This window comes from Pseudonocardia sp. P1, from assembly GCF_000178675.2.
In the GTDB taxonomy this organism is placed as follows: Bacteria; Actinomycetota; Actinomycetes; order Mycobacteriales; family Pseudonocardiaceae; genus Pseudonocardia.
On sequence record NZ_ADUJ02000001.1, the window covers coordinates 4,194,694 to 4,214,699 of the forward strand.

The 20,006-nt window shown below is 73.0% G+C and carries 16 protein-coding genes and 1 riboswitch; of the genes, 5 read left to right on the forward strand and 11 right to left on the reverse strand.

All coding sequences use genetic code 11. From position 1 onward, the window contains the following. Positions 1–2: 2 nt before the first annotated feature. Positions 3–1,424 carry a short-chain fatty acyl-CoA regulator family protein gene (locus PP1_RS19300; RefSeq protein WP_029239335.1) on the reverse strand — a complete coding sequence of 474 codons (1,422 nt, stop codon included), beginning with the start codon at positions 1,422–1,424 and terminating at the stop codon, positions 3–5. 207 nt (positions 1,425–1,631) lie between these two features. Between PP1_RS19300 and aceA the strand changes: the two genes are divergently transcribed. Together aceA and PP1_RS19310 are read left to right on the forward strand one after the other, a co-directional pair. Continuing rightward, positions 1,632–2,930, forward strand: coding sequence for an isocitrate lyase (aceA, locus tag PP1_RS19305; protein ID WP_010226781.1), 1,299 nt, complete (start codon positions 1,632–1,634; stop codon positions 2,928–2,930). Further along, a complete protein-coding gene (locus PP1_RS19310; RefSeq protein ID WP_010226783.1) occupies positions 2,927–4,051 on the forward strand; it encodes a bifunctional 2-methylcitrate synthase/citrate synthase in 1,125 nt (374 codons plus the stop codon). The genes aceA and PP1_RS19310 overlap by 4 nt, the downstream gene beginning before the upstream one ends. 24 nt (positions 4,052–4,075) lie before the next feature. Here PP1_RS19310 and PP1_RS19315 read toward each other — a convergent pair whose 3' ends face one another. The 3 genes from PP1_RS19315 to PP1_RS19325 are packed head-to-tail and all read right to left on the reverse strand — an operon-like array spanning position 4,076 to position 6,953. Continuing rightward, positions 4,076–4,840 carry an ABC transporter ATP-binding protein gene (locus PP1_RS19315; protein WP_010226785.1) on the reverse strand — a complete coding sequence of 255 codons (765 nt, stop codon included), beginning with the start codon at positions 4,838–4,840 and terminating at the stop codon, positions 4,076–4,078. Next, on the reverse strand, positions 4,837–5,967 hold the full coding sequence (locus tag PP1_RS19320) for a FecCD family ABC transporter permease (RefSeq protein WP_010226787.1): 1,131 nt from the start codon (positions 5,965–5,967) through the stop codon (positions 4,837–4,839). Before PP1_RS19320 ends, PP1_RS19315 begins: the two co-directional genes overlap by 4 nt. After that, positions 5,964–6,953 (reverse strand): ABC transporter substrate-binding protein, encoded by a 990-nt coding sequence (locus PP1_RS19325; protein ID WP_029239336.1) that lies wholly within the window; start codon positions 6,951–6,953, stop codon positions 5,964–5,966. Before PP1_RS19325 ends, PP1_RS19320 begins: the two co-directional genes overlap by 4 nt. Positions 6,954–6,980: 27 nt before the next feature. On the opposite strand from PP1_RS19325, the gene PP1_RS19330 reads away from it, so the two are divergent. Further along, on the forward strand, positions 6,981–7,973 hold the full coding sequence (locus PP1_RS19330; RefSeq protein ID WP_227012761.1) for an LLM class flavin-dependent oxidoreductase: 993 nt from the start codon (positions 6,981–6,983) through the stop codon (positions 7,971–7,973). Here the strand turns inward: PP1_RS19330 and PP1_RS19335 are convergent. The 5 genes from PP1_RS19335 to PP1_RS19355 form a co-directional block, all read right to left on the reverse strand. Further along, positions 7,931–9,058, reverse strand: coding sequence for a bifunctional 2-methylcitrate synthase/citrate synthase (locus PP1_RS19335; RefSeq protein WP_010226793.1), 1,128 nt, complete (start codon positions 9,056–9,058; stop codon positions 7,931–7,933). The two genes, PP1_RS19330 and PP1_RS19335, sit on opposite strands and share 43 nt — an antisense overlap. Beyond that, on the reverse strand, positions 9,055–9,963 hold the full coding sequence (prpB, locus tag PP1_RS19340; protein WP_010226795.1) for a methylisocitrate lyase: 909 nt from the start codon (positions 9,961–9,963) through the stop codon (positions 9,055–9,057). Before prpB ends, PP1_RS19335 begins: the two co-directional genes overlap by 4 nt. After that, the gene (locus PP1_RS19345; RefSeq protein ID WP_010226797.1) at positions 9,963–11,474 is read right to left on the reverse strand and encodes an MmgE/PrpD family protein; all 1,512 of its coding nucleotides are present in this window, start codon (positions 11,472–11,474) and stop codon (positions 9,963–9,965) included. Before PP1_RS19345 ends, prpB begins: the two co-directional genes overlap by 1 nt. 253 nt (positions 11,475–11,727) lie before the next feature. Beyond that, positions 11,728–12,804, reverse strand: coding sequence for a ribonucleotide-diphosphate reductase subunit beta (locus PP1_RS19350; RefSeq protein WP_010226799.1), 1,077 nt, complete (start codon positions 12,802–12,804; stop codon positions 11,728–11,730). After that, positions 12,801–15,791 (reverse strand): ribonucleoside-diphosphate reductase subunit alpha, encoded by a 2,991-nt coding sequence (locus PP1_RS19355; RefSeq protein ID WP_083697257.1) that lies wholly within the window; start codon positions 15,789–15,791, stop codon positions 12,801–12,803. Before PP1_RS19355 ends, PP1_RS19350 begins: the two co-directional genes overlap by 4 nt. A 114-nt stretch (positions 15,792–15,905) precedes the next feature. Then, positions 15,906–16,176: riboswitch (cobalamin riboswitch) on the reverse strand. A gap of 213 nt (positions 16,177–16,389) precedes the next feature. On the opposite strand from PP1_RS19355, the gene PP1_RS19360 reads away from it, so the two are divergent. Then, positions 16,390–17,136 (forward strand): class I SAM-dependent methyltransferase, encoded by a 747-nt coding sequence (locus PP1_RS19360; protein WP_010234636.1) that lies wholly within the window; start codon positions 16,390–16,392, stop codon positions 17,134–17,136. A gap of 512 nt (positions 17,137–17,648) precedes the next feature. On the opposite strand, the gene PP1_RS19365 is transcribed toward PP1_RS19360, so the two are convergent. Then, positions 17,649–19,169, reverse strand: coding sequence for an ABC transporter substrate-binding protein (locus PP1_RS19365; RefSeq protein ID WP_010234639.1), 1,521 nt, complete (start codon positions 19,167–19,169; stop codon positions 17,649–17,651). Further along, complete coding sequence (locus tag PP1_RS19370) at positions 19,166–19,525, reverse strand: hypothetical protein (RefSeq protein ID WP_010234641.1); 360 nt, start codon at positions 19,523–19,525, stop codon at positions 19,166–19,168. The genes PP1_RS19365 and PP1_RS19370 overlap by 4 nt, the downstream gene beginning before the upstream one ends. A 115-nt stretch (positions 19,526–19,640) precedes the next feature. Here PP1_RS19370 and PP1_RS19375 point away from each other — a divergent pair, with 115 nt between their 5' ends. Further along, a complete protein-coding gene (locus tag PP1_RS19375; protein ID WP_075297908.1) occupies positions 19,641–20,003 on the forward strand; it encodes a hypothetical protein in 363 nt (120 codons plus the stop codon). Positions 20,004–20,006: the final 3 nt, after the last annotated feature.

Sequence of the window (20,006 nt, forward strand, 5' to 3'; positions counted from 1 at the left end):
GCTCAGCCGGTCGGGTACGGCACGAACGTGCTGCGGTCCTCCTGGATCGACGGGGCGTGGTCCAGCCGCGGGAACGCGCGCTGCGGGCACGCGTCCCGGCTGCACACCCGGCACCCGGCGCCGATCGGGGTGGCCGCGGCGGGGTCGTCGAGATCCAGCCCGGCGGAGTAGACGAGCCGGTGAGCGTGCCGGAGCTCGCAGCCCAGAGCGATCGCGAACGTCTTGCCCGGGCTGCCCCAGCGCCGCCGTGAGCCGTGCACGGTGCGGGCCACCCACAGGTAGCGGGCACCGTCCGGCATGGACGCGACCTGCACGTGGATCTCCCCTGGCGCGGTGAAGGCGTGGTACACGTTCCACAGCGGGCAGGTCCCGCCGCCCCGCGAGAAGTGGAACCCGCTGGCCGACTGTCGTTTCGACATGTTCCCCGCCCGGTCCACCCGCACGAACGAGAAGGGCACGCCCGGCTCGGACGGCCGCTGCAGGGTCGACAGGCGGTGGCAGATCGTCTCGAAACCCTGTCCGAAGTGGTCGGCGAGCCGCTGGACGTCGTACCGGAACTCCTCGGCCGTGGCCCGGAACTCTCCGTAGGGGAGCGTCAGCGCGGAGGCGAAGTAGCGGGCCAGCCCGATCCGGGTGAGGGTGCGGGTCGCCTCGTCGCCGGAGTCCTCGGCGGCGAGCGCGTCGATGACGTGGTCCTGTTCCAGGAAGCCGAGCTGGGTCGCCATCCGGAACGCCTGCTGGCCGGGCCGCAGGGTGGGCGACAGGCGCAGCACCCGGTGCGTGCGGTCGTAGCTGTGCAGCTCGCCGGCGCCCTCGGGATCGGTGTCGTCCAGGCCGGCGATGCTCACCCCGTGTCGGCCGCGCAGGCGCTCGGCCAGCGCCCGGCGGACCTCGCCGCGACGTACACCGATCTCCGCCGCGAGCTCCTCGCCCGCGTCGTCGAGGTCGGCGATGTGGTTGCGCCGCCGGTAGAAGAAGTCGCGCACCTGCTCGTGCGGGGACGCGGACCGGACCCGGTCGCTGCCGTCGCGCGGGGAGTCGGTCGCCGCGGCGAGGTGCTCGTCGGCCCGCCGCCACCGCCGGTACAGCTCCAGCACCGCGTCGGCGGCGGTCGGCATCTCGGCGGCGAGCCGCTCGATCTCGGTCGGCGACACCGCCCCGGCCGGTGTCGTCGTCTCGGCGAACACCTCGTGCAGCTCCGCGACGAGCCGCTCGGGGCGGCGCGCGGCGAAGAACGCGGCGTCGACCCCGAACACCTCGGTGATCCGCAGCAGGACGGGCACCGTGAGCGGGCGGGACCCGTGCTCGATCTGGTTCAGGTAGCTCGGCGAGATCCCCAGCGTGCGGGCGAGCGACGCCTGGCTCATCGACCGCGTCTCCCGCAGGCTTCGGAGCCGGGTTCCCGGGACACCTGTGGCAGCCATGCCCGGATGCTAGCGAAGATCGGTGTTCGCAAGATTCGCAGAATCGCCCCGGAAGATGTGCAGAAGTTGGCACGACGCCACCGTCGCTGATCACCGTTCGCACTCCGAAGCTGGTCACACCCCGTTCGAGAGCCGACGCGGCGTCCGGTCACCCCCGGCCGTCACGTGAGGCGACGCACGAACGAGACTTCGCAGAAGGAGCACGACATGACCGGGAGCACCCGGCAGGAGCGGATCGACGAGCTGACCCGGCAGTGGTCCGAGGACCCCCGCTGGGCGGGCGTCACCCGCGGTCACACCGCCGAGGACGTGGTGGCGCTGTCCGGCAGCGTCCGCGAGGAGCACACGCTGGCCCGGCTCGGCGCCGAGCGTCTCTGGGACCTGCTGCACGAGCGGGACTACGTGCACGCGCTGGGAGCCCTGACCGGCAACCAGGCGGTGCAGAGCGTCCGGGCGGGCCTGGAGGCGATCTACCTGTCCGGCTGGCAGGTCGCGGCCGACGCCAACCTGGCCGGCCAGACCTATCCGGACCAGAGCCTGTACCCGGCGAACTCGGTGCCGTCGGTGGTGCGCCGCATCAACAACGCGTTGCTGCGGGCCGACGAGATCACCACGCTCGAGCGGCGCGAGGACGTCGACCCGCACTGGCTCGCGCCGATCGTCGCCGACGCCGAGGCGGGCTTCGGCGGTCCGCTGAACGCCTTCGAGCTGATGAAGGGCATGATCGCCGCCGGTGCCGCGGGCGTGCACTGGGAGGACCAGCTCGCGTCGGAGAAGAAGTGCGGCCACCTCGGCGGCAAGGTGCTGGTCCCGACCTCGCAGCACGTCCGCACCCTGAACGCGGCCAGGCTGGCCGCCGACATCGCCGACGTGCCGTCGGTGATCGTGGCCCGGACCGATGCACAGGCCGCCAACCTGATCACCTCCGACGTCGACGAGCGCGACCGGCCGTACCTCACCGGGGAGCGCACCGCGGAGGGCTTCCACCGGGTGACCGGCGGCATCGACCCGTGCATCACCCGTGGCCTGGCCTACGCCCCGTACTCGGACCTGCTGTGGATGGAGACCTCGGTCCCGGACCTGGACCTGGCCCGCAAGTACGCCGAGGCGATCAAGGGTGAGTTCCCGGACCAGATGCTGGCCTACAACTGCTCGCCGTCGTTCAACTGGCGCAAGCACCTCGACGACGACACGATCGCCCGCTTCCAGCGCGAGCTGGGCGCGATGGGCTACGCGTTCCAGTTCATCACCCTGGCGGGCTTCCACGCGCTGAACCACTCGATGTTCGACCTGGCCAGTGGCTACGCCGTGAACGGCATGACCTCCTACGTCGAGCTGCAGGAGCGCGAGTTCGCGGCCGAGGCCGACGGCTACACCGCGGTCAAGCACCAGCGCGAGGTCGGGACGGGCTGGTTCGACGCGGTCTCCACCGCGGTCAACCCGGAGTCGTCGACGACGGCGCTGGCCGGGTCGACCGAGGCCGAGCAGTTCACCCGCGCCCGATGACCGGCGACCCCGGCATCCGCCGCGGACTGGTCGGTGTCGTCGCCGACTCGACCGCGATCTCCGACGTCGATCCCGGCCACAACGTGCTCCTCTACCGGGGCTACCCCGCGCAGGACCTGGTCGAGCGGCACGGGTTCCTGGAGGTCGCGCACCTGCTGTGGACCGGCGAGCTGCCGGACTCCGGCGAGCTCGCGGAACTGGACGGTCGCGAACGGTCGCTGCGGACGATCGAGCCCGCGCTGGAGCGGTTGCTGCTGTCACTGCCGCCGGCCTGCCATCCGATGGACGTGCTGCGCACGGCGGTCAGCTGGCTCGGCGCGGTCGACCCGGAGGCCGACGACCCGTCGCCGGAGGCCGGCCGGGAGAAGGCGATGCGGCTGCTGGCCGTGCTGCCCACCGTCGTCGCCCTGGAGCAGCGCCGCCGGCGGGGGCAGGAGCCGATCGCGCCGCGCGAGGACCTGCCGTACGCGGAGAACTTCTTCCACATGACCTTCGGGCAGGTGCCCGAGCCCGAGGTGGTGCGCGCCTTCGAGGTGTCGATGATGTTGTTCGCCGAGCACAGCTTCAACGCCTCCGCCTTCACGGCCCGGGTCGTGACCTCCACCCGCTCCGATCTCCACAGCGCCGTCGTCGGTGCGATCGGAGCGCTGAAGGGGTCGTTGCACGGCGGGGCGAACCAGGCCGTGATGGAGCAGTTCGCCGAGATCGGCGACCCGGACGACGTCGACGAGTGGCTGACCGCGCGGCTCGGTGCCGGTGACACGGTCATGGGCTTCGGCCACCGGGTCTACAAGCGTGGGGACTCCCGCGTGCCGACCCTGCACCGCGAACTGCGCCGGATCGCCGACCTGCGCGGCGGCCGGGACCTGCTGGCCTTCTACGAGGTGCTCGCCGGGGCGATGCTGCGGGACAAGGGGCTGCGTCCCAACCTCGACTACGCGGCCGGCCCTCTGTACCACCTCATGGGGTTCGACACCCCGCTGTTCACGCCGCTGTTCGTCATGTCGCGGATCAGCGGCTGGGCCGCGCACGTCGTCGAACAGGCCGGCGACAACGTCCTGATCCGCCCGGTTGCCGCCTACGACGGGAAGGCGAGGAGGGAGGTGCCCGCGGGCCGGTGACGTCCGGCCCGCCCCGGTGCGGGTTCAGGGCGAGAGGACGACGAGCGGGCAGCCCGCCGAGGGATGCTCCAGCACGGTCGCGGTGACGCCGTAGACGGCGCCGATCCGCTCCGGCGTGAGCACCTCGGCGGGCGTCCCCGTCGCCACCGCCCGGCCGCCGTCGAGCAGGCAGATCCGGTCGCAGTACCGCGCGGCGAGGTTCAGGTCGTGCAACGCGACGAGCGCTGGCAGCCCCAGCTCGCCGACCAGCTCCAGGAGTGCGAGCTGGTGCCGGACGTCGAGATGGTTGGTCGGCTCGTCCATCACCAGCAGCGACGGCCGTCCCACCAGCGCCCGCGCCACCAGTGCCCGCTGGCGTTCCCCGCCGGACAGCGTGGCGAGCCGGCGCCCGGCGAGCCGGGTGAGGTCGAGCAGCTCCAGTGCCGCTCCGACCAGGGCGTGGTCGACCGGGTCGTCGGCCTGCAGCGCCCGCTTGTGCGGGGACCGGCCCATCGCGACGATCTCGCGGACCGTCAGCGGGAAGTCGGTCGGCACGTCCTGCATCACCACACCGACCAGGCGGGCCACCCGTCGAGCGGGCCCCTCCCGGACGTCGGTGCCGTCGACCAGCACACGTCCGGACGCGGGCCGGTTGACCCGGTAGACGGTGCGCAGCAGCGAGGACTTGCCGCTGCCGTTCGGTCCGAGCAGCCCGACCGTCTCGCCGGCCCCCACCTCCAGCGACACGCCGTCGACCAGCGTCGCGGCGCCGGCGGTCACCGTCACGTCCTCGATGCGCAGCGGGGTCACCGGTGTTCCTCCCGCCGTCCGTCGCGGCGTAGCAGCCAGACGAAGAACGGTCCGCCGACCAGCGCGGTCACGATCCCGACCGGGATCTCCTCGGGGCTGATCACCGTGCGGGCCACGAGATCGGCGAGCACGGTGAACACCGCGCCGACCAGCACCGCGACCGGCAGCCCGCGGCGGTGCCCGGCGCCGACCATGAAGCGCACGACGTGCGGAAGCATCAGCCCCACGAACCCGATCACGCCGCTCACCGCGACGGTCACCCCCACCAGCACCGCGATCACGACGAACATCAGCTGCCGGAACCGGTGCACGTCCAGGCCGAGTGCCCCGGCGCTCTCGTCACCGGCGAGCAGCAGGTCGAGTTCGCGGGCCCGTCCCAGCAGCAGCACCAGGCCCGCGACCAGGACGACCGCGGGGCCGAGCAGCAGCTCCCAGCGGGCCGCGCCGAACCCGCCGAGGGTCCAGAACAGCACCTGCGAGGCGAGGGTGGGACTGGGTGCGGTGAGCACCAGCAGGCTGGTCAGCGCGGACAGCACCGACCCGACCGCGACACCACCGAGGATCAGCCGCAGCACGGTGATCCGGCCGGCCGAGCGGGCGATCGTCAGGACCACGGCCAGCGTCGCCAGTGCCCCGGCGAAGGCCGCGACGTTGAGCGTCAGCGCCCCGGCCCCGAGCAGCCCGAACCGCATCACGACGACGGCGCCGGTCGCGGCGCCCGAGGAGACCCCGATGACGCTCGGACCGGCGAGCGGGTTGCGGACCACCGCCTGCAGGACCATCCCGGCCACCGTGAGCGTCGCCCCGACGAGGGCGGCCAGCAGGACCCGGGGCAGCCGGGTGTCGGCGACGATGAGGTCCTGCGCACGGGACCAGTCCGGGGCGGGGACCAGGGCGGTCCCGCCGAGGCGGTGCGCGAGGATCCGCCAGGTCTGCGACCACGGCACCGCCACCGATCCGGTCGCGAGCGCCGCCCCGGTGACGGCGACGAGCAGCACCGCGAGCCCGGCGACGACCAGGGGCAGCGGGTACCGTCCCGCGGCCCGTGCGACGGGACCGGCGGCGGCGCCGCGCGGGAGGGCGCCGTCGGGCCGCAGGACGGCGACGAGCTCGGCGCGCCGGGTCACCGGAAGCGGTCGGGGTGCAGGTCCCGGGCCAGCTGTTCCACGGCGTCGACCGACCGCGGGCCGGGCTGGGCCTCGGACAGCGCGACGGTCGGGAACGCACCCGTGGAGAGGGCCGGGACCGCCGCGATCGCGGGTGTCGACCGCAGCGTGGCGATCTTCGACTCGACGCTGGGCTCGAGGTAGTCGTAGATCAGGATCACCGCGGGACGCCGCTGCGCGACCTGCTCCCAGGACACCTGGGGCCAGCGCTCGGCGACGTCGTCGAACACGTTGCGCCCGCCGGCCCGTTCGATCATCTCGGTGAGGATCGCCTTGCCGCCCGCGGTCCGCGGTGCGTCGGCGCCGCTGTTGTAGACGAACACCGGCACCGGCTCCACACTCCCGAGCTGCTCGCGCACGCGGTCCAGTCGTCCGCGCAGCTCGCCGACGCTCGCCTCCGCCCGGTCCGCCACGCCGAAGATCGCACCGATCCGGGTCATCTCGCCGAACAGGTCCTCGAAACCGGACCTGCCCTCGCGGCACGACTCGGAATTGAGGTGGGTGTCGATCCCCAGCTCGGCCAGCCGCGGCCGGGTGTGGCCGTTGGACTCGGAGAACCCGTCCGGGTATCCGGAGTAGACGAAGTCCGGCTCGGCGGCGACGAGCTGCTCCAGCGACGGCTGGCCCGGCGCCAGCACCGGGACCCCGGCGTAGGCCTCGGCGTACTTCTCGCCGATCGGCCGGTTCTTCAGGTACGACGTGCCGACCATCGCGTCCTGCAGACCCAGCTCGAGCATCAGCTCGGTGGCGTTCGAGGTGAGGGTGACCGCACGGGCCGGCGGGGCGGTGTAGGTCGTCGTGACACCGCAGTTGTCGTCGGTGACGGGGAAGCCCTCCGCCGTCCCTCCTCCCGGCGCGGGGGCGTCCTGCACGGCGGAGCCGCAGCCCGCGAGAAGCAGCACGGCGGACACGGCGACGGCCACGAGGGCCGGACGGGATCGGATCACCCGGACAATCTATGAAAGATTGATCAGGTGTCGAGGGTGAATTGGGGTGTCCTGACCCACGCTTCCGGCCCGCGGGACTCTGCGGCCGAGCTGTCCGACACCGTCCGGCTGGCCGTGCTCGCCGAGGAGCTGGGCTTCGGCTCGTTCTGGATCGCCCAGCACCATCTCGGTGCACAGCAGGGCCACGCGTCGTCCCCGCTCGTCGTGCTGGCCGCCGTCGCCGCCCGGACCGGGCGGATCCGGCTGGGGACCGCGGTCGTCGTCGGGCCGCTCGAGCAGCCACTACGGCTGGCGGAGGACGCCGCGACGGTGGACGCGCTGAGCGGTGGCCGCCTGGAGCTGGGCGTCGGTGCGGGATCCGACGCGGGGGCGGCGGACGCGTTCGGCGTGCGGCCCGAGGAGCGGCACGCCCGGCTCGCCGAGGTGCTGGACGTGCTGGTCCGCGCCGACGTCGTCCCATCGGTCCGGGGCCTGCGCGGGCGGACCTGGCTCGCGACGTCGTCCGAGGACGGGGTCGCGGTGGCCGCGGCCCGCGGCCTGGGCCTGCTATCGGGCAGGCGGTCCGGCCCGTCCGGGCCCGACGACGTCCGCTCCGCCCGGCTGCTCGCCCGCTTCCGCGCGCTGGGCGGGCGGCGGGTCGGGCTCTCCCGCCCCGTCGTGCCGGGTGCGTCCCGGGTGGCCGTACACGACCTGCTCGCGCCGCACGTCGCACGGTGGGGCCGCGATCCGGCGGCGCACCTGCGCGCGGGCAACGTGTACGCGGGGACCGAGCAGGAGGTGGCCGCCGGGCTGGCGGCCGACCCGTGCCTCCCCTACGCGACCGACCTGCTGTGCCACGTCCAGCCCGCCCGGCTGCCGTTCGCCGAGCTGGAACCCGTGGTGCGCCGCACGGCCGCGCTGGCCGACCGGGTACCGCCGGTGCCGGCCGGACCTGCCCGTGATCGACGGGCGGGCCCGGCCGGTGGGGGACCGGCTGGTCAGCCGGGGTCCGGGACCTCGCGGCGTGCCGAGCCCTCGTAGGCCGCCAGCGGGCGGATGAGGGAGTTCGCCGCGAGCTGCTCGGTGATGTGCGCGGTCCAGCCGGTGATCCGGGACATCACGAACAGCGGGGTGAACATCGGGATGTCGAACCCCATCAGGTGGTAGAGCGGGCCCGCCGGGTAGTCGAGATTCGGGTGCAGGCCCTTCTCCCGCAGCATCGCGGCGGCCAGCGCCGAGTGCGTCCCGAGCAGCTCCTGGGCTCCACGCAGCGCGACGACCTCCTCCAGCGCCGTCTGCAGGGTCGGCACCCGGGAGTCGCCGCGCTTGTACACCCGGTGCCCGAATCCCATGATCTTCTTCTTGTTCGCCAGCGCGTCGGCCAGCCACGCCTCGGCGGCGTCCGGGCCGTCGATCTCGGCCAGCATGTGCATGACGGCCTCGTTCGCCCCGCCGTGCAGCGGGCCCTTCAGCGCACCGATCCCCGCGACGACGGCGCTGTACAGGTCCGACAACGTCGAGGTCACCACCCGTGCGGTGAACGTCGAGGCGTTGAAGCTGTGCTCGGCGTAGAGGATCATCGAGACCTCGAACGCCCGGACCACCTCGGGCTCGGGGAGCTCGCCGAAGGTCATCTGGAAGAAGTTCGCCGCGTACCCCAGGTCCGGGTCCGGCGCGATCGGGTCCAGCCCGCGGCGACGGCGCTGGTCGAGTGCGACGACGGTGGGCAGTGCGGCGAGCAGCCGCAGCGACTTCGCCGAGTTCGCCCCGGCGTCGTCCTCCTGCGCGTCCTCCGACCCGAGCCAGCTCACGGCGGTGCGCAGGGTGTCCATCGGGTGGCAGCTGTCGGGCGTGGCGAGCAGCAGCGACCGCAGGCTGCGGTGCAGCGGCCGCAGCGCCTTCTCCCGTGCGTCGAGGTCGGCCAGCTGCGCGGCGTCCGGCAGCTCGCCGTGCCAGAGCAGGTGCGCGACCTCGAGGAAGCTCCCGCGTGCGCACAGGTCCTGCACCGGGTAGCCGCGGTAGAGCAGCGAGTTGGTGTCGGAGTCCACCTTGGAGATCGCCGTCGTGTCGGCGACGACTCCGGCGAGGCCCTTGTGGATCTGCGGAGGTGCGTCGGTGACGGTCATGCGGGGTCCTCCTCGTCGAGGTGGCCGGCGAGCGTGGCGTCGAACTCGCCGTAGGCGTCGTAGCGGATGAGCTCGTAGAGCCGGGCCCGGGTCTGCATGCGATCCACCACGCCGGCCTGGGTCCCGGTGCGGCGGATCTCGGCGAGGCCGGCCTCGGCGGCGCCCATGGCCAGCCGGAGCAGGGTCACCGGGTAGATGACGACGTTCACGCCGAGCTTCTCGAGCGTCGCGGCGTCCAGCAGCGGGGTGCGCCCGAACTCGGTCATGTTGGCCAGCAGCGGGACGTCCAGCGCGTCGCGGAACGCGGCGTACTCGTCCGGCGAGGTCAGCGCCTCGGCGAACACCATGTCCGCCCCGGCCTCGACGTAGGACCGCGCGCGGGCGACCGCCGCGTCCATGCCCTCCACCGCGCGGGCGTCGGTCCGGGCACAGAGGACGAACGCCTCGTCGCGCCTGCCCCGGACCGCGGCGCGGATCCGGGTGCACATGTCGTCGGTGGACACGAGTTCCTTGCCGGACAGGTGGCCGCAGCGCTTCTGGTCGATCTGGTCCTCGAGGTGGCAGCCGGAGACCCCGGCGTCCTCGAACGTCTGGATCGTCCGGGCCACGTTGGCCGGGCCGCCCCAGCCGGTGTCGGCATCGACGAGCGTGGGCAGGCCGGTGGCGCGGGCGATGGTGGCCGCCCGCCCGGCCACCTCGGTGGCGGTGGTCAGGCCGACGTCGGGCAGCCCGAGCTCCGCCGAGAGCACCGCGCCCGAGACGTAGACGCCGTCGAAGCCCTGTTCGGCGATCAGCTGGGCGGACAGCGCGTTGAACGCGCCCGGGAACTGCAGCAGCCGTCCGCTCGCCAGTGCCTCCCGCAGCGCGACCCGCCGCTCGTGCGCCGTCGTGGTCGTGCCGAGCATCAGAAGACTCCGCGGTCGGAATGGGTGGCGAGCGCCGTCGGGACGACCGTCAGCTCGCCCAGCTCGTCCGCGGTGAGCTCGGGCAGCCGCAGCGCGGCGTCGAGGAACCGGTCCTGCTCCACCCGGTCCACCAGGTCGCGGGCCAGGTCGCGGAACTTGCCCAGGTACTCGTCGCGGCCGAACGGGCGGGCGCCCAGCGGGTGCGCGTCGGCGACCGCGATCTCGTCGACGAGCGTCCGGCCGTCGTCGAGGGAGACCTCCACCCGGCCGCCGAACGCCTTCTCGTCCGGGTCCGCCGAGTGGTACCGGCGCGTCCACTCCGGATCCTCCACGGTGGAGACCGCGTGCCAGAGCCGGACGAGCTCGTCGTCGGTCGGGCGGTGCGGCGGGTAGGACCGCTCGTGGTGGAACCTGCCGTCGAGCAGCGCCACGGCGACGATGTAGGGGATCGAGTGGTCCAGGGTCTCCCGCGACGCCTTCGGGTCGTACTTCTGCGGATCGCCCGAGCCGGAGCCGATCACGTAGTGCGTGTGGTGGCTGGTGTGGATGACGATGCTGCGGACCCGTTCCGGGCCGCCCGCCTCCCGGATGCGAGGCCCGAGACGCCGGGCGAGGTCGATCAGCGCCTGACTCTGGTACTCCGCGGAGTGCTCCTTGGTGTAGGTCTGCAGGATCGCCCGGGGTGCCTCACCGCGCTCCGGCAGCGGCACCGTGTAGCCGGCGTCCGGACCGTCCAGCAGCCACGCGATCACCCCGTCCTCGCCCTCGTAGATCGGCGACGGCGCGCCCTCGCCGAGCATGGCGCGGTCCGCGGCCTCGATCGCGACCTTGCCGGCGAAGGCGGGCGCGAAGGCCTTCCACGACGAGATCTCGCCCTTGCGGGACTGCCGGGTCGCGGTCGTGGTGTGCAGGGCCTGCTGCACCGCCTGCCAGGTGATCTCGGTCGGCAGGTCGAGCAGCGCGCCGATCCCGGCGGCGACCGACGGGCCGAGGTGCGCCACGTGGTCGATCTTGTGCTGGTGCAGGCAGATGCCGGTCACCAGGGCGACCTGCACCTCGTAGGCCACGGCGACGGCACGGGTCAGAGCGGCACCGTCGGCGCCGACGTGTTGGGCGACGGCAAGTAGCGGGGGAATGTTGTCGCCGGGGTGGGAGTAGTCCGCGGCGAGGAACGTGTCGTGGTAGTCCAGCTCGCGCACCGCGACGCCGTTGGCCCACGCCGCCCACTCCGGCGAGACACGCTCTCGGGTGCCGAACACGACCGCGCCCGCACGGCCGGACGCCGCCGCGTGCCGCAGCGCCTGCGCCCGAGCCGCGACGACCGGGCGGCGGTCCAGCGACGCGGTCGCCACGCCGGCGTTGTCGATCAACCGGTTCACGACCATGTCGGCGACCTCGGCGGGCGGGGCGATCCCGTCCGCCGCGACCTCGGCGATCTTCCATGCGAGCTGGTCGGGCCGCGCGAGGTCCTCCTCGCTGCGATGGACGCGGACCTTGTGCTCGACTGTCATGCGAACTCCTCCCGGCGGAGCGGACGGGCCTTCGGAGGGCCAGGTGCGACGCCGGTGAGGACCGGCCCATCGAGCCTGGACCTGCGGCTGCTCCGGGGGCGAGGGGCCCACGACGGCGAAGTCCTGCGTACTTCCCGGGCCGTTCGGCGAATCCTGCGAAGACCCGGCCGGTCACCTCGCCGAGATGCAGCTCAGCGTCGCCCACGGGCCTCTGCCGGAACGCTGAGCTGCATCTCGGTGGGAGGGCCGGCCGTCAGTCCCACTCCAGGGAGCCGCCGGTGCGGTACTCGGTCACCCGCGTCTCGAAGAAGTTCTTCTCCTTCCGCAGGTCCATCGCCTCGCTCATCCACGGGAACGGGTTGTCGGCCTGGCCGAACAGCGGCGCCAGGCCGATCTGCTCGGCCCGCCGGTCGGTGATGAAACGCAGGTACTGCTCGCACGACTCGGCGGTCAGCCCGAGCATCCCCCGCGGCATGGTGTCGCGGGCGTAGGCGACCTCCAGCTCGCAGGCCTCGTGCAGCATCGCGCGGATCTCGGCGGCGAACTCCTCCGTCCACAGGTGTGGATTCTCGATCTTGATCTGGTTGATGCAGTCGATGCCGAAGTTCAGGTGGATCGACTCGTCGCGCAGGATGTACTGGTACTGCTCGGCGACGCCGACCATCTTGTTCCGGCGGCCCAGAGCGAGGATCTGCGCGAACCCGGTGTAGAACCACATCCCCTCGAACACGACGTAGAACGCGACGAGGTCGCGCAGGAACGCCCGGTCGTTCTCCGGGGTGCCGGTGCAGAAGTCCGGGTCGGACAGCGCCTGGGTGTAACGCAGCGCCCACGCGTCCTTGTCGGTGATCGACGGGACCTGCCGGTAGGCGTTGAACAGCTCGCCCTCGTCGAGACCGAGCGACTCGCAGACGTACTGGAAGGTGTGCGTGTGCACGGCCTCCTCGAACGACTGCCGCAGCAGGTACTGCCGGCACTCAGGGTTGGTGAGGTGCCGGTAGACGGCGAGCACGACGTTGTTCGCGACCAGCGACTCCGCCGTGGCGAAGAAGCCCAGGTTGCGGGTGAGCATCAGGCGCTCGTCGTCGGTCAGTCCGTCGCGGCTGCGCCACAGCGCGATGTCGGCCTGCATGGCGACCTCGGTCGGCATCCAGTGGTTCGAGCAGCCGGCCAGGTACTTGTCCCACGCCCAGTGGTACTTCAGCGGCAGGAGCTGGTTGACGTCCGCCCGCGCGTTGATCATGCGCTTGTCGTCGGCGTCGATCGGGGCCGCGCCGCGGTCGATCTCGCCGAGGCCGGTCGTGTCGGGGTCGTTCTCCACGGTGGTCACTGGCAGGCCTCGCAGTCGGGGTCGTCGATCGAGCAGGCGGCGGCGGGATCGAGGTCGAGCTCCGTCTCCGCGGTCGCGGTGGAGTCCGCCGGGCCGGTGGACGGCGCCCCGGTCGTCACCGGCCGGACCGCCGCCGGGTCGGGGGTGGCGGCCGTGCCGGGCACCGGCACGGCGGGGACCGTCGCGGCGGGCGAGGCCGCAGGCCCGGCAGGCCCGGACGTCCCGGTCGGGACCCCGGTCAGCCGCCCGTCGGTGCCCTTGAGGGTGGACTTCTCCACCGACGTCGCCGCCCTGGTCCGCAGGTAGTAGGTGGTCTTGAGACCGGAGCGCCAGGCCAGGCGGTACAGCTCGTCGAGCTTCCGCCCGCTCGGCCCGGCCAGGTACAGGTTCAGCGACTGGGCCTGGTCGAGCCACTTCTGCCGCCGCGACGCGGCCTCGACCAGCCAGCGCGGCTCGATCTCGAACGCCGTCGCGTACAGCTCCTTGAGGTCGCCGGGCACCCGGTCGATCTCGGCCAGTGAGCCGTCGAAGTACTTGAGGTCCGAGACCATCACCTCGTCCCACAGGCCGCGCTCCTTGAGGTCGCGGACCAGGTGCGGGTTGACCACGGTGAAGTCGCCGGACATGTTGGACTTCACGTACAGGTTGAGGTGGATCGGCTCGATCGACTGCCCGACCCCGCAGATGTTCGAGATCGTCGCCGTCGGGGCGATGGCGAGCACGTTGGAGTTGCGCATCCCCTGGGTGCGGACGGTCTCCCGCAACGACGCCCAGTCCAGTGTGGAGGACCGGTCGATCTCCAGCTCGCCCTCGCCGCGGGCGTCGGCCAGCAGGTCGAGCGAGTCGATCGGCAGGACGCCGCGGCTCCACAGCGAGCCCTCGAAGCTCGCGTAGCGACCACGCTCGGCCGCGAGGTCCGACGACGCGGCGATCGCGTGGTAGCTCAGGACCTCCGCGCTGACGTCGGCGAAGCCGACCGCGGCCTCGCTGCCGGGCGCGATCCGCTGCAGGAACAGCGCGTCGGAGAAGCCCATCATCCCCAGGCCGACCGGGCGGTGGCGCAGGTTGGACCGGCGGGCCTCCGGGATCGTGTAGAAGTTGATGTCCACGACGTTGTCCAGCATCCGGACCGCCGTGGTCACCGTGCGACGCAGCTTGTCCGCGTCCAGCCCGTCGCGTGTCACGTGCGCGGCCAGGTTGACCGAACCCAGGTTGCAGACGGCGACCTCGCCCCGGTCGTCGTCGTGCCCGGCCCGGGTGTTGAGCGTGATCTCCGTGCACAGGTTCGACGAGTGCACGACGCCGGCGTGCTGCTGCGGGCTGCGCAGGTTGCACGGGTCCTTGAACGTGACCCACGGGTGCCCGGTCTCGAACAGCATGGTCAGCATCCGCCGCCACAGGTCCACGGCGCGGACCGTCCGGTGGACGCGCAGCTCGCCCCGCTCGGCCGCTGCCTCGTACGCGCGGTACCGCTCGGCGAACTCGAGGCCGTAGAGATCGTGCAGGTCCGGCACCTCGTCCGGGGAGAACAGCGTCCACGTGGTGTCGGCCTCCACCCGGCGGAGGAACTCGTCGGGCACCCAGTTCGCGGTGTTCATGTCGTGGGTGCGACGGCGGTCGTCGCCGGTGTTCTTGCGGAGGTCGAGGAACTCCTCGATGTCGACGTGCCACGTCTCCAGGTAGGCGCACGCCGCGCCCTTGCGCTTGCCACCCTGGTTGACGGCGACGGCGGTGTCCCCGGCGATCTTGAGGAACGGCACGACGCCCTGCGAGACACCGTTGGTGCCGCGGATGTGCGCGCCGAGGCCACGGACCGGGGTCCAGTCGTTGCCCAGCCCGCCGGAGTACTTCGCGAGGAGCGCGTTGTTGCGGTAGCCGCCGAAGATCGAGTCGAGGTCGTCGTCGACGGTGGTGAGGAAGCACGACGACAGCTGCGGCCGGGTCGTGCCGGAGTTGAACAGCGTCGGGGTGGAGGCCATGAAGTCGAAGCTCGACAGCAGCTCGTAGAACTCGATCGCGCGGGCCTCGCGGTCGACCTCGCGGACGGCCAGTCCCATCGCGACCCGCAGGAAGAACGCCTGGGGCAGCTCGAACCGGGTGCCGTGCTCGTGCAGGAAGTACCGGTCGTACAGGGTCTGGAGGCCGAGGAAGCCGATCTGCAGGTCGCGCTCGGGGTGCAGCGCCGCCGTGACCCGGTCCAGGTCGAAGGTGGCCAGCTCGGCGTCGACCAGGCCGATCGCGATCGCGTGCCGCAGGTAGTCCTTCGTGTAGGACGCGTAGTCCCGGGCCATCGTGGCCTGGTCCGGGGTCTCCCGGGTGCCGGACAGGTGCGACACCGCCTCGGCGCGCAGCCGGTCCATGAGCAGCCGCGACGCGACGAGCGAGTAGTCCGGCTCCCGCTCGACGAGCGTCCGGGCCGCCATGACAAGCGCCTGCGAGAGCTCGTCGGCGGTGATGCCGTCGTAGACCGTGCGGTCCAGCTCGGCCAGCACGGGGGCGGCCTCGACGTCGTCGATCCCGTCGAGGGCCTCGGCCAGCACGGTCTCGACCCGGTCGCGGTCCAGCGGGGCCCGCGTGCCGTCCGGGCCGGTGACGTGGATCGTCGCGCTCGCCCCGCCGGCGTCGGGGCCGCTCGCACGTGCCTGCGCCTGCTGCTCGCGGTAGAGGACGTAGGAGCGGGCGACCTTGTGGTGCTCGCCGCGCATGAGCGCGAGCTCGACCTGGTCCTGGATCTGCTCGACCTGCACGACCGGCGTCGGGTGCCGGTGCAGCGCCGCGACGACCTGGCCGGTCAGCTCCTGGACGAGCGGGTGCAGCCGGGACGACGACGCCCCGGCGCCGCCCTCGACGGCCAGGAACGCCTTGGTCATCGCCACCGAGATCTTCGAGGCGTCGAAGCTCGTCTCGGAACCGTCGCGCCGGATCACGCGCAGCGCGGCCGGTGCGATGCCGTTCGGTGAGGCAGGGGGAGCGGTGGATGCGGTCACGGGCTCTCTCCTCGCGAGTCGCCGTCGGTCCGTGACCGCGCGCGAGGTGAGGAGACGGCATGGAGCACCGCACCCTGGCGCCCTCCCGCGAGGCCCCGGAGCAGCGCACACCGGGCGGTGCGCGCACCGGTGGCAGGTCTTCGGACTCACGGGTATCGGGCGCCTTCGGCGCCCGTGAGTGGTTATCGCGGCCTGAGCCGACTTTTCCACTCACGAGTGCCGCAGGCGCCCGGCCTACTGGCCGTCGCTTCCCGGGAGGATCTCCCAGTGCTCGTGACGGCGGTCGTTCCCGTTCACCGCTGCGGGGCAGTCCCGGATTCGCACCGGGTTCCCTCTTGCCTCACCGACCCGGGCGGGCCGGTGAACCACCAGCGCCGCGGACACTACATCTAGGGCTGCGCTCAGTTCGAGACCCCTAGGTGTCCGGATCTCGAGCCGATTCGTCACGCGCGGTGAACGTCGCAGGTCCGGTGCGGTCGGGCGCCTCGACACTCCACTCCGGCGGGTGACCGTCGTCGCGATCGGAGGCGGGTTCCCCTGTGGATGGAGGCCGAATAGCGTCGGGGCACAGGTGCATCCGCTACGCAGGAGGAGTTCCGTGGTCGTCGCCCCCGATCTCGACGCCGGGCACTGGCTGGCCCGGTGGGACGCCCAGCAGACCCGCTACGTGCCCGACCGCGAGGACCTGTTCGGGCTCGCCCTCGACGTCGTCGACGGGCTCGATGCCGGCCCGGGGCGGTTGCTCGACCTCGCCTGCGGCCCGGGGTCCCTGGCCTCGCGGGCGGCGGACCGCTTCCCCGGGGCCGAGATCGTCGGCGTGGACGTCGACCCGGTGATGCTCGAGCTCGCCCGCCGTACCACCGGGGACCGGGTCCGCTGGGTCGACGCCGACCTGTCCGGCCCGGAATGGACGGAGCAGGTGGGCGGCCCGTTCGACGCCGCCGTGTCGGCGACCGGACTGCACTGGCTGCAGGAGGGCGCCCTACCCGCACTCGCGGCGCAGCTCGCCGGGACCCTGCGGCCGGGCGGGGTGTTCGTGAACGTCGACACCCTCCTCGCCGATCCGGCGGCACCGCGCCTCGCCGCACTGACCCGGCGGCTGCGCGAACAGCGGACCGAGCGCGGTCTCGCCACCGGTGAGGACTTCCGCGCCTGGTGGGACGCCCTCGCCGACGAGCCCACGCTGGCCACGGAGTTCGCCGAGCGGGAGCGCCGGTTCGCCGATCACGTGGCAGGCGGGTCGACCCTCCCGGCCTGGGAGGACGCGCTGCGCGGAGCCGGCTTCGCCGAGGTGGGGACCCTGACCCAGACCTTCGACCGCCGGATGCTGGTCGCGATCCGCTGACCCGCCGGGCACCCGATCCGACCGACACAGCCGCACAGGGTGGTGGGCCACCGCACGGGACAGGTCCTGTGCGATTGCGACGCGGTGTGAGCGGCGTGCGCGGACGCTGTGCGGCTGTCGGGCCGGGACTGCGACGGCGCGGACACCGTGCCGCGCGGTCCCCATGCCCGGCAGCCGCACAGGTCGAGGCGCAGCCGCACAGGTCGACGGCCGCCGGTAGCGCTGCCGCACAGGGTGCCGGGCTCCCGCACGAGCTAGGTCCTCTGCGGTTGCCCCGCGAGGTGTGCGGTGAGGACGGATCCTGTGCGGCGACCGTGCCAGGTGCGCGGTGAGCGCGGCGCTCCCGAGGCATGTAGCCGCACAGGGTGCCGGGCTCCCGCACGGGCTCGGCCCTGCGCGGTGATCCCGCAGGATGCGCGACAAGGCCGGAAGCTGTGCGGCTTCGGGAGCAGGGCGGCTCGGGCCCGGGCGCAGGGCCGGGCGGTCGGCTGCGCCGCGTGTCGGGCCGGTGGTCAGGCGAGCCGGGCGCCGGCGAAGTTCGCCCAGGCGAAGGTGTTGGGTCGTGCCGGCTCCAGCCCGGCGACCCCGCCGGACACGCCGACGTTCCAGTCCCGCACGCCCCAGACCAGTCCGCCCGAGTCGGAGCGCAGGGTCTGCATGATGCGGCCGAAGCCGTCGGTGCGGGCGGCCTCGTCGTCGGTGCCGATGGCGCCGTAGTAGAGCCGGTCGATCTCCGGGTTGCGGTAGCCGGTGAAGTCGTAGGTGGGGGTGGAGGTGAGCATCCGGCGTCCGACGTAGTCGGGGATCGGCAGCGCACCGGTGCTGTTCTGGGAGAACACGCCCTGCTGCCGGATGGCCTTGAAGTAGTTCTCCGACGGCAGCGCACGGGGCGTCACCCGGAGCCCGATCCCGTCGAGCTGCCGCGCGACGACGGCGGTGGCGGCGTCGAAGTTCGGGTCGGCCCCGCTGGTCTGGAGCTCGACGGCCAGCCCCTGCGCGCCGGCGTCGGCCACGAGGGCCCGGGCGCGATCGACGTCCCGGGTGACCTGCGGGACGTCCGGGTAGTAGCGCAGCCCCTGCCCGAACATGTCGTTCCCGGGCCTGCCGCGCCCGAGCAGCGCGATCCGGACCAGCTCCTCGCGGTCGATGCCGAGCCGGACGGCCTCGCGCAGCCGCGGGTCGTCGAACGGCGGGCGGTCCACCCGGAGCACCAGGAACTGGTTCGCCGACGCAGGGGCCGACAGTGCCGAGGCCCGCGCGTCGCCGTCGAGCCGGGCCGCTCCCGCCGGGGTGAGGTCGTGCGCATAGTCGATCTGGCCGGAGAGCAGCGCGCCGATCCGGGCCTCCTCGTCGTCGACCGGGAGGAACTCGAGCTCGCCGATCGCCGGCCTGCCGTCCCAGTGGCCGTCGAACGCGGTGTAGAGCGCCGGGCCGCCCGGGGTGAAGGAGGCGAAGCGGAACGGGCCGGTGCCGACGGGGGCGTCGAACGTCGTGGCCCCCTGCTGGACGATCTCGGTGCCGGGTGCGCCCCAGGCCAGCGGGAACACGAAGTTCGGACGGTTCAGGACGAGCTCCAGCTCCCGCGGCGCCGTCGCCCGTGACGCGGTGAGGTCGAGATCGCGGAACAGCGCGGCGGCGATCCCGGTGGTCGCCGGGTCGGTGATGCGGCGCAGCGAGTACAGGACGTCGTCGGCGGTCAGCGGCCGGTCGTCGTGGAACCGGGCGTCGCGCAGCACGATCCGCCAGCGGGTGCCGGAGGGGTCGCTCTCCCAGGACTCGGCGAGCCGGGGCTCCGGCGTCATGTCCTGCGACCAGCCGGTGAGCGTGTCGAAGCACGCCTTCGCCCGCGCCTGGTCGACGTAGAGGGGCAGGACGTGCGGGTCGAGGGACTCGCGGGATCCGCCCGCGGCGAACGCGGCCCGCAGCCGGTCGGTCCCGGAGCCGGAACCGCCGCCGCAGCCGGCGAGGACGAGCCCGGCGGCGCCGAGTCCCGCGGCGAGGAAGCCGCGCCGGGTGAGTTCCGGGGGCCTCATCCCGCCGCCCGCAGACCGGGGGCGAAGACGTGCCCGTCCAGCTCGGCGGGCCGTTCGGCCACGCCCGGCCCGCCTGCGCGCACCCAGCGCGCGAGGGCGTCGGCGGCGTCGTGGTCGAGCACCCGCCGCAGCCAGACCGGCCGGGCGCCGGACCGGCGGGCCGAGGGGACCGGGCCGACCACGACGACGTCGGAGTCGGCGCACGGGCCCAGGCAGTCGCTGGTCCGGAGACGGGCGTGCCCGTCGGTGCCGGCGGTGATCCGGTCGAGGACGGCGGCGTGGTCGACGCCCGGGTGCTTCCGGCCGGAGCCGCAGCAGCACCCCCGGCAGACCGTGACGGCGGGGAGCGCGGACATGGCGGCGACATTACGTCACATATGACGAGGTGTTCAGTAATGAAGGACACGCCGACAGGAGTAGCGCCCGGTCCCACCGGGAATCCCGCCCGGACCACCGAGGAGAGGGATCGCGATGAGCCACCACGTACTGGACGCCGCGGGCGTGACCACGCCGGCGGTCGTCGTCGAGAAGCTGCACGACGCGGAGCGGGCGAGCACGGCGTGCGCGTCCGCGATGGTCGCGGGCGGCGGGATGGAACGGGAGGTGCTGCTCGCGCTCGACTGCGCGGACCTGTGCTCGGCCGCGGCGCGGGTCCTGGGCCGGCGGGCGGCGGACCGGGCCGTCGCCGAGACCGCGGCCGCCGCGGCACTGCGGGCCTGCGAGGCGAGCGCGGCCGCCTGCGGCGCGCACGCCGACCATCACGAGCACTGCCGGCTGCACGCCGAGACCACCACCGAGACCGCGGCGGTCCTGCGCGAGCACCTCGGTATCTGACCC